Annotated in this window: 7 protein-coding genes and 1 riboswitch; of the genes, 1 reads left to right on the top strand and 6 read right to left on the bottom strand. The window is 48.0% G+C overall.

The window, feature by feature from the left end; translation table 11 throughout:
• From Q0R17_RS07870 to Q0R17_RS07845, 6 genes are all read right to left on the bottom strand, one after another.
• The coding region (locus Q0R17_RS07870; protein WP_293933709.1) for a nucleotidyltransferase substrate binding protein at positions 1-569 on the bottom strand (569 nt) is incomplete at its 3' end.
• A gap of 3 nt (positions 570-572) precedes the next feature.
• The gene (gene rfbB / locus Q0R17_RS07865) at positions 573-1631 is read right to left on the bottom strand and encodes a dTDP-glucose 4,6-dehydratase (protein ID WP_293933708.1); all 1059 of its coding nucleotides are present in this window, start codon (positions 1629-1631) and stop codon (positions 573-575) included.
• The gene (locus tag Q0R17_RS07860; protein WP_293933706.1) at positions 1628-2827 is read right to left on the bottom strand and encodes a Wzz/FepE/Etk N-terminal domain-containing protein; all 1200 of its coding nucleotides are present in this window, start codon (positions 2825-2827) and stop codon (positions 1628-1630) included. Before Q0R17_RS07860 ends, rfbB begins: the two co-directional genes overlap by 4 nt.
• Before the next feature lie 89 nt (positions 2828-2916).
• Entirely contained in the window at positions 2917-5337 is a 2421-nt protein-coding gene (locus tag Q0R17_RS07855) for an SLBB domain-containing protein (protein WP_293933703.1), read from the bottom strand.
• 164 nt (positions 5338-5501) lie between these two features.
• On the bottom strand, positions 5502-5825 hold the full coding sequence (locus Q0R17_RS07850) for a rhodanese-like domain-containing protein (protein WP_293933701.1): 324 nt from the start codon (positions 5823-5825) through the stop codon (positions 5502-5504).
• Between the two features lie 54 nt (positions 5826-5879).
• Entirely contained in the window at positions 5880-6533 is a 654-nt protein-coding gene (locus tag Q0R17_RS07845; RefSeq protein WP_293933698.1) for a protein-L-isoaspartate O-methyltransferase, read from the bottom strand.
• Between the two features lie 243 nt (positions 6534-6776).
• A riboswitch (TPP riboswitch) is annotated at positions 6777-6878 on the top strand.
• Between the two features lie 88 nt (positions 6879-6966).
• Between Q0R17_RS07845 and Q0R17_RS07840 the strand changes: the two genes are divergently transcribed.
• A partial coding sequence (locus tag Q0R17_RS07840) for a phosphomethylpyrimidine synthase ThiC (RefSeq protein ID WP_374759859.1) occupies positions 6967-8061 on the top strand: 1095 nt, incomplete at its 3' end.

Genomic DNA, 8061 nt, shown 5'->3' with positions numbered 1-8061 from the left:
TCATCCTGAAGTAAGCCTTGAGCAAAAGCATCTTTAAAAATAGCGCGGGGATTTTTGCTATCAATTCCCACAAAATCTAAATAGCGCTTTAATGCTTTCCAAGACATTTCAAAAGTAAACTCGAAACGCTGCACATTAATATCCAACACCACGTCGCCAAAACCTTCTTGGCGTAAGGCAATTGCTTCTTCTTGCACCAAGCGTAAACGTCGCAATGCTCTGGAGAAATACAATAAACCGTCTTCTGCACGCAATTGCTTGCTGGCACTGAATAATACCCGCCCAGTCTCTTTCACCCTTTGAGAAAAACGCGGCTCAGCAAAGGCAATATTAGCGACGTCAATTTTGATTAAGGTCGGCAACAAATCCACTTCTGCACGGATGAATGCCATACTCTCAGAGCTGGCATTCACATCATCAAAAGCAAAATCATAATCACTGGCCACTTTTGCTTCACCATCCACGCGCGAGCCAAACAGCCAGACTCTACTTGGGTTCAAATGGCGCAAAATAATGCCAACCACAGCATCAATCAGTTTCTTATCTAAAATCGGCGTCACCTCAGCCATTTTCTAAGCCCCGTATTGCTGATCAATCCAGTCTTGATAATTGCCACTACTTACATTTTGTACCCAATCCTGATGCGTTAGATACCAATCAACGGTTTTAGCAATACCAGTTTCAAAGGTTTCTGCCGGCTTCCAGCCCAACTCTCGCTCTAGCTTACTCGCATCAATGGCATAGCGCTTGTCATGCCCTGGGCGATCTGTTACGTAAGTGATTTGCTCAGCGTAAGCCTTGCCATCACTTCTCGGCTGGCGCTCGTCAAGAATCTGGCAGATAGTGTGGACTACATCCAAATTCGGCTTTTCATTCCAACCACCCACATTGTAAGTTTCCCCCACCACGCCCGCTTCCAACACGCGGCGGATGGCGCTGCAATGATCTTTTACATAGAGCCAGTCGCGGATCTGCTGACCATCACCATAGATGGGCAAGGCTTTGCCAGCGAGGGCATTCAGAATCACCAGCGGAATGAGTTTTTCTGGGAAATGATAAGGGCCGTAATTATTGGAGCAGTTAGTGGTCAATACCGGCAGGCCATAGGTATGGTGCCAAGCGCGAACCAAATGATCTGATGCCGCTTTAGATGCGGAATATGGGCTATTTGGCTCGTAAGTCTTGGTTTCAGTAAAAGCAGGATCATCCACGGCTAAAGAACCATAAACTTCGTCGGTAGATACATGCAAAAAGCGAAATGCCGCTTTAGCATCCGCAGCTAAATCTGTCCAATAGCCACGCACCGCTTCTAGTAAATTAAATGTGCCAACGACATTGGTCTGAATAAACTCACCAGGCCCGCTAATTGATCGGTCCACATGTGATTCGGCAGCAAAATTAAGTACGGTGCGGGGCTGATATTTGGCCAGCAATTCGGCAATCACTGCTTTATCACCAATATCTGCACGCACAAAGATATGCCGAGCATCGTCTTTTAATGAGGCTAGGGTATCCAGATTGCCCGCGTAAGTGAGCTTATCTACATTAATAATGGCTTCGTCTGATTGCGCCAGCCAATCCAATACAAAATTACCGCCAATAAAACCTGCTCCACCCGTGACTAAAATCATGCTACGCCCTTCCATGTGTTCTTTAATAAATCCAGACGCTGTTTTTGCTCTGGATTTGTGCCCATTTTATTAAATGCTTCTAAGATAAAGCTTGCCAAGATGGCTAGGAATAAACCAGCAAAGAGCGCCAATAAAATCAAAATGGCGCGCTTAGGCTTGGCTTTTTTCTCTGGGGCAATAGCGCTATCCAATACTTGAATATTTGCACCATCTTTAGCTTCGTCTAATTTAGCGATTTCATACTGCTTAGACATCAATTCAAACAAAGTTTCTTGGTATTTCACATCGCGCATTTTGCGAATGTATTCTAGGCCAATGCCTGGCGCTTTGGTTTTAGCTAATAACACATCTTCATTCGCTTCCCCACCCTTACTCATATCTGCCAGCTGGGTTTGTAAACTGTCTAGCTCTGCCTTGGCCCTTTGCAACTCTGGATTGCTTTCGGTCGCAAAATTGCGCATAGCATTGATTTGCACCTGCTTGGCAGAGACTTTAGCGCGTAAAGCACCTAAGGCCTCTATCGCCATCTTGCCCTGTGCATCTAGCTGCAAGACGCCCGTTTTTTCCTGCTCTTGCTTCAATGCTACCTCGGCATTAGCTAGCTCTTTTTTGGCGCCAAGCAACTGCCCTTCAAAGAACTGCCGACGTTGCGCAGCTTCAGTAACCGCTAGCACTTTACTTAAATTACGTAGCTCCTCTACATAAGCGTTGGCAATTGCAGCGGCAAGTTTAGGGTCTTTATCTTCTACGGCAATCGAAATTAAACCATCTTTGCCCGTTGCAATCTTGCTACTACCTTCCAGAGCCGCCAACGTATCTCCAATGGTTTTGGTTTGGTATACCGCTTGCAATTTAAAACGCTCTGCCAATTTTTCTTCCAAACGGCGGCTTTGCATCATGGCGATGTAAATATCATTCGGGCTTTTCATTCCCAAAGCCGCACCTGCGCCACCCGCCAATCCACCCAAGGATGCCAGCATCGCCGATGCGCTTGATTGCTGTTGCTGCGGTGGCAGGATAGTGGTTTTAGCCTCAAAGATAGGCGTTGCCAGCAGCCCATATATTATTGCCAATATGCCAAACACAATCGGCAGACCAAAAATCAATTTTTTATGTTTTGCCAAGACAATGAGTAAATCGATCAGGCTAATTTCATCGTCCTGATCGTTCTCCTGAATCACAGTTTTATTTTCCATAAGCTTCTTGTTAGTTTTGTAGGGCGGGTAAAACCCGCCGCTTTGGATGAGTTAAATCTGGCGGCTTGCATCCGCCCTACAAAGATTTATTAATTACCAAGCACCTTAATGCCCGCTAAACCCGTGCCAAAGTTAGCCAAGATTTGTGTCCAGTCCAGCGCGTTTTTCATAAAGCCAGTGCGATCAAACTTCTCTGGCACCACGATCACATCGCCAGGCAAGGAAGGCGTGCTCTTAAATGAGCGGGACAACATACCAAATTGCTTGGCACTCACCACCGAGCCATCGGCACGCACCACAAATACGCTATCGCTATCGGCACTTTCTGTTGGGCCACCTGCCAGCGCTAGGTAATCACCCACATTGCGGCTCTTGCTAAAGATAAACGCATTATTACGGCTAAATACTGAGCCCATCACCGCTACGGTGGCAGAACGTGCAGGAATAAACACGCGGTCGCCATCTTCTAGCGCCACTTCAGGAATATCCCCCAGCTTGCTACTGTCTGGGCTAAGGCCCAGCACCACACGACCATCTGCCTTGGTGGTACGGATTTTTTGCGCCAGTAGTTTTTGCTGCTCAGCCTGAATCGTTGCCGCCTGTGCCCCTTGCGCATTTAAGGCATTTTGTGCCTGCTGCCCAGCCGACGTTTGCGCATTGCGCTCTACATAATCGGCCAGTCGTTCTAGCTCATCCTGCTGCTTTTTACGCACTTCATCGCGAGAGAACTCTGCCCCATAGAGGTAGGCGCTTGATGTTAAGCCGCCGATACGATCAATCAAGGCCGCCAGTGTTTCGCCTTCACTCACCTGATAAATACCCGGCGTACCCACTTCACCTTCGATATGCACAAAACGTGTTTTTTGCTGAGTCGAGACACGAATATCCGTTTTAGAGAAGATATGAATAATATCGCCCTTAGCCAGCAGCTTATCTTGACTAGCATCGTGCTTTAGCACCACCGCACCCAAATTAAATGGCATTAAGGTAGTGGTGCTATCCAGCTCATTGGTGCGCTCAATCGCCGCATAGCCCCAGTTAATTTCTTGCTGATTACCACGCAAAGCACCCAATAATGTGCGATCTACTTTGCGCTTGGTACTCAGTGCTGGGTTAGCCCCATTAAGCGAGCTTTGTTGCTGTTTTAGCAACTCTTCCTGATCAGCTTCTTCTTGCAAATCTTTGCTGCTTGCGGTGCGATCCTGGTATTTATTTTCCCAAAAGCGCGGGGCAATCAGCATGTCTTTGCTGCTGATTAAATCACTCACCTTCATGCCCTCAAACCAAGGCATGCGTATCGACTGGGCCACATTGCCGCGTAGTGACACCATATTCTCAACTTTCTGGCTTAAACCATAAAGCTGCACCACATCGCCACCGCGCACCACAAAACCGCTGGCTTTAGCCAGCTCAACCGATTCCACCTTGCGGGATTTTTGCGCAACCACGCGTTCAATCGACACTTTGCCATCTTGGGCAAAATTACCCGCGCCACCGGCCCAGTTAATTAAATCTTGCAGGTTTTCACCCGCTTTAACTTCATAAATCGCTGGCACTTTAACGCTGCCAGAAATCGCCGCTTGCCCACCCACAGGCGGCACATACACCACGTCACCGCCTTGCAGCATCAGATCATGGCTTTTATCGCCTTTAAGCAGTAAGTCATACAAGTCAAACTCATTCACCACCTTGCCGGCACGTTTTACTTGAATTTTACGCAAGCTACCATTGGCCGAAGGGCCGCCAGCCGCAAACAAGGCGTTTACCACGGTAGAAAGCGAACCCAAGCTATAACTACCAGGATTTTGCGCAAAGCCCACCACAAACACCTGCACGCTTTTCAACTGGCCCATGGTAACGGCCAAATCAAAATTACGATAAACCTTGCCCACTTCACGGCTTAAATGCTGTTTTAAAGCGCCAAAAGGGATGCCAACCACGTTGACATTGCCAACACGGGGAATAAACACCGCACCAGAACGATCTACTTTTAGCTGTAAATCTGCATCCAGCTGGCCCCAAATACGTAGCGAAAAATTGTCCCCCACACCAATCAAGTAATCAGCAGAAACCGGTGCAGCCTCAAATGGGGAATAGGCCGCTTGCTGCGCCTGAAATATTTGCTGACCAAAAATCGGTAGCGGCAAATTACTGCTGCTACAGAGGTACTTTTGGAAATCATTCAAAGGTGTCGCGGGTAATTTATATTTGCTATTACGATCCACTGCCACCTTGCCACTGACATCATCACAAGACACTGGTGCCATAGGTGCTTGCAGCTGTGCTTGCGTATTTTTGGTTTGCGCAGTGGGCTGCTGCCCCCCTGTGCCCTGCTGTGGATAGCCCGGCACATTACCTTGCTGTTGCAGCAAAGCGCCTTGACTCATCGTCTGAGCATCATCAGGAATATTCTGGCAATCGCCTACTCCTGATAAGCAAGTTGCAGACCACGCAGGCCCAGCTAACAGCAGGGAAAGAGAAATAGCAGCAGAGCTTTTGGGTAATTTCATTGTCATTAAGATCTTATGAAAGGCAGAGGGCGTAAAAAATCAAGCGGGGGAGACTATAACAAGCCAATGTGGCGGAGGGAAGTCACCCTGGATTAAAACCAATTCATTTGGAATATCTAAACACCAAACGCCGACTGGCCATTGGCGTTATAAAAAGAGCCTGTTTAGTACCTAGCCATAGCCACATCAACCTCTTCTGCCCAGCGCGCAATCCCGCCATTCAAATTAATAACATTCGCAAAACCTTGGCGTTCAAGAAAAGAAGCCACTTGATAGCTACGCATACCATGATGGCAAATCACCACAATCGTCGCTTCTTCATCCAGCTCGCTAAAGCGGCTAGGAATAGTATTCATGGGTACTAATTGGCTGCTATCAATATGGCAAATCTCATACTCCGCCACTTCACGCACATCCAATAACAGCGGATTTGGCCGAGAGCTATCGCTTAGCCATTGGGATAATTCAAGCGGGTTAATCTGTTGCATATAAGCCCTTTATATAAATAACGCGGCCAATCAGGCCGCGCTATTTTCAATTTATTAAAATGCAAATGCCGTTTTTTCTACAGCATTTTTTAAGCGCGGCAAATTATATTCAAACAGCTTATTTTCACTAAAACTGCCTTTTTCCACACAGCTAAACAATGTTGCCGACATAATTGGCAATTCGCCTACCACTGCAATCAAACGCCCACCCACCGCCAACTGATCTTTCAAGCTGGCAGGAACTTCAGCTAAAGAGCCCGTCACGATAATTGCATTAAATGAGCCTTGCTTTTGCGCTGCGGCCAGTGCATCGCCTTGAGTCACCGTGGCATTAATAATACCGGCAGTCGCCAAATTGGCGCGGGCAACATCAACCAGAGCTGCATCAATCTCTACACCATACACATGCGCCACCAAGCCTGCCGCTAGCGCCATCAAATAGCCAGTACCTGCGCCAACAACTAATACCTTATCTGTAATTTGCGGATCGATATCCTGCAGTAGCTTAGCTTCCATTTTAGGGGCCAGCATTTGCGAGCCATTCGCCAGCGGCAGCTCGATATCCACAAAAGCCAGCTCTTTTTTATCCGCGGGCACAAACTCTTCGCGCTTCACCGCCAATACACGGTTAAGCACCTTTTGATCCAACACATCCCAAGGACGAATTTGCTGCTCAACTAATAAATAACGTGCGTTTTCCCAATCCATTTTTATCACCTCAAAGCGAGCCGAGATCAAACCCAGCGTTTGAAAATTTTCGCAATTATCCCACAGAGCAGGCTGTATGTGGCGTTAGCACAAAATAACTGATGCCATACATAAGGAATACGCAGAGGCGCTGCTTACTGCGGCTTTTCTTTACAGCGTACTGAGTAGTGAAGTCGTTTGAACTCCATCAGCCCTCCCCAATCTTAAATTTGCGGTTTACCTCATTTTTATATACCTTCACTACTTTATCGCTAGGGGTTCTGCACCAATACTTGGTGTGGATGAGAAATACCCTCTGAACCTGATTCGGTTAATACCGGCGTAGGGAAGCGAGCGGTTGCCCTCATTCCGCTCACCCCGCGCCTTTGTGGAGTAGAGCATGAACGCAAAAGCACAGTTTTTAGCCTCAACCGCCGTCGTCGATGACGCAGCCATCCAGCCACTCCCCAATTCGCGCAAAATATATGTCACCGGCTCACGTGCCGATATTCGTGTACCCATGCGTGAAATCAGCCAAGCCGATACCCCGCTACAAATGAGCATCAGCGGTGCAACAGAAAAAAACCCTCCTATCTTTGTTTACGACTGCTCCGGCCCTTACTCCGATCCAGATGCAACAATTGATGTGCGTAAAGGCCTTGAAGCCATCCGCAGCCCATGGATTAGCGATCGTGATGACACCGAGCTGCTCACTCAGCTCACCAGCGATTACGGCCGCATGCGCGAAGCCGACAGCAAGCTCGATGAGCTACGTTTTGAGCTAAAACGTCAGCCGCGTAAAGCCAAAGCAGGCAGCAATGTCAGCCAAATGCACTACGCACGTAAAGGCATCATTACGCCAGAAATGGAATACGTGGCGATTCGTGAAAACATGAACCGTGCGGCTTACTTACAAAGCCTACGAGACAGCAGCCCAACTGGCGAGAAAATGCTGGCCATGATGAATCGCCAGCACAAGGGCGAAAACTACGGCGCCATCATGCCAGATGTAATCACCCCTGAATTTGTGCGCAGCGAAATCGCCTGTGGCCGTGCCATTATCCCCAACAACATCAACCACCCAGAATCCGAGCCGATGATTATTGGCCGTAATTTCTTAGTTAAGATTAACGGCAATATCGGCAACTCCGCCGTCAGCTCCAGTATTAGCGAAGAAGTAGAAAAAATGACTTGGGGCATTCGCTGGGGTGCGGACACCATTATGGATTTGTCCACTGGCAAAAATATCCACGAAACCCGCGAATGGATTCTTCGCAACAGCCCCGTTCCTATCGGCACCGTACCTATTTACCAAGCATTAGAAAAAGTAAACGGCAAGGCCGAAGACCTGACTTGGGAAATTTTCAAAGACACGCTGATCGAGCAAGCCGAGCAAGGCGTGGATTACTTCACCATCCATGCTGGCGTCTTACTGCGCTACGTGCCGATGACCGCTGGCCGCATGACCGGCATTGTTAGCCGTGGTGGCTCGATTATGGCGAAATGGTGTTTGGCCCATCATCAAGAAAGCTTCCTTTACACTCATTTC

Source organism: Iodobacter sp. (assembly GCF_025352645.1).
Lineage (GTDB): Bacteria > Pseudomonadota > Gammaproteobacteria > Burkholderiales > Chitinibacteraceae > Iodobacter.
The sequence above is the reverse complement of the archived record's forward strand: the minus strand, read 5'-3'. Positions and strand labels throughout refer to the sequence as shown.

Bases quoted from the DNA above. Each gene is read 5' to 3' on its own strand.
- Q0R17_RS07855 (WP_293933703.1), bottom strand. From the start codon at position 5,337: ATGAAATTACCCAAAAGCTCTGCTGCTATTTCTCTTTCCCTGCTGTTA.
- rfbB (WP_293933708.1), bottom strand. From the start codon at position 1,631: ATGATTTTAGTCACGGGTGGAGCAGGTTTTATTGGCGGTAATTTTGTA.
- Q0R17_RS07850 (WP_293933701.1), bottom strand. From the start codon at position 5,825: ATGCAACAGATTAACCCGCTTGAATTATCCCAATGGCTAAGCGATAGC.
- Q0R17_RS07845 (WP_293933698.1), bottom strand. From the start codon at position 6,533: ATGGATTGGGAAAACGCACGTTATTTATTAGTTGAGCAGCAAATTCGT.
- Q0R17_RS07860 (WP_293933706.1), bottom strand. From the start codon at position 2,827: ATGGAAAATAAAACTGTGATTCAGGAGAACGATCAGGACGATGAAATT.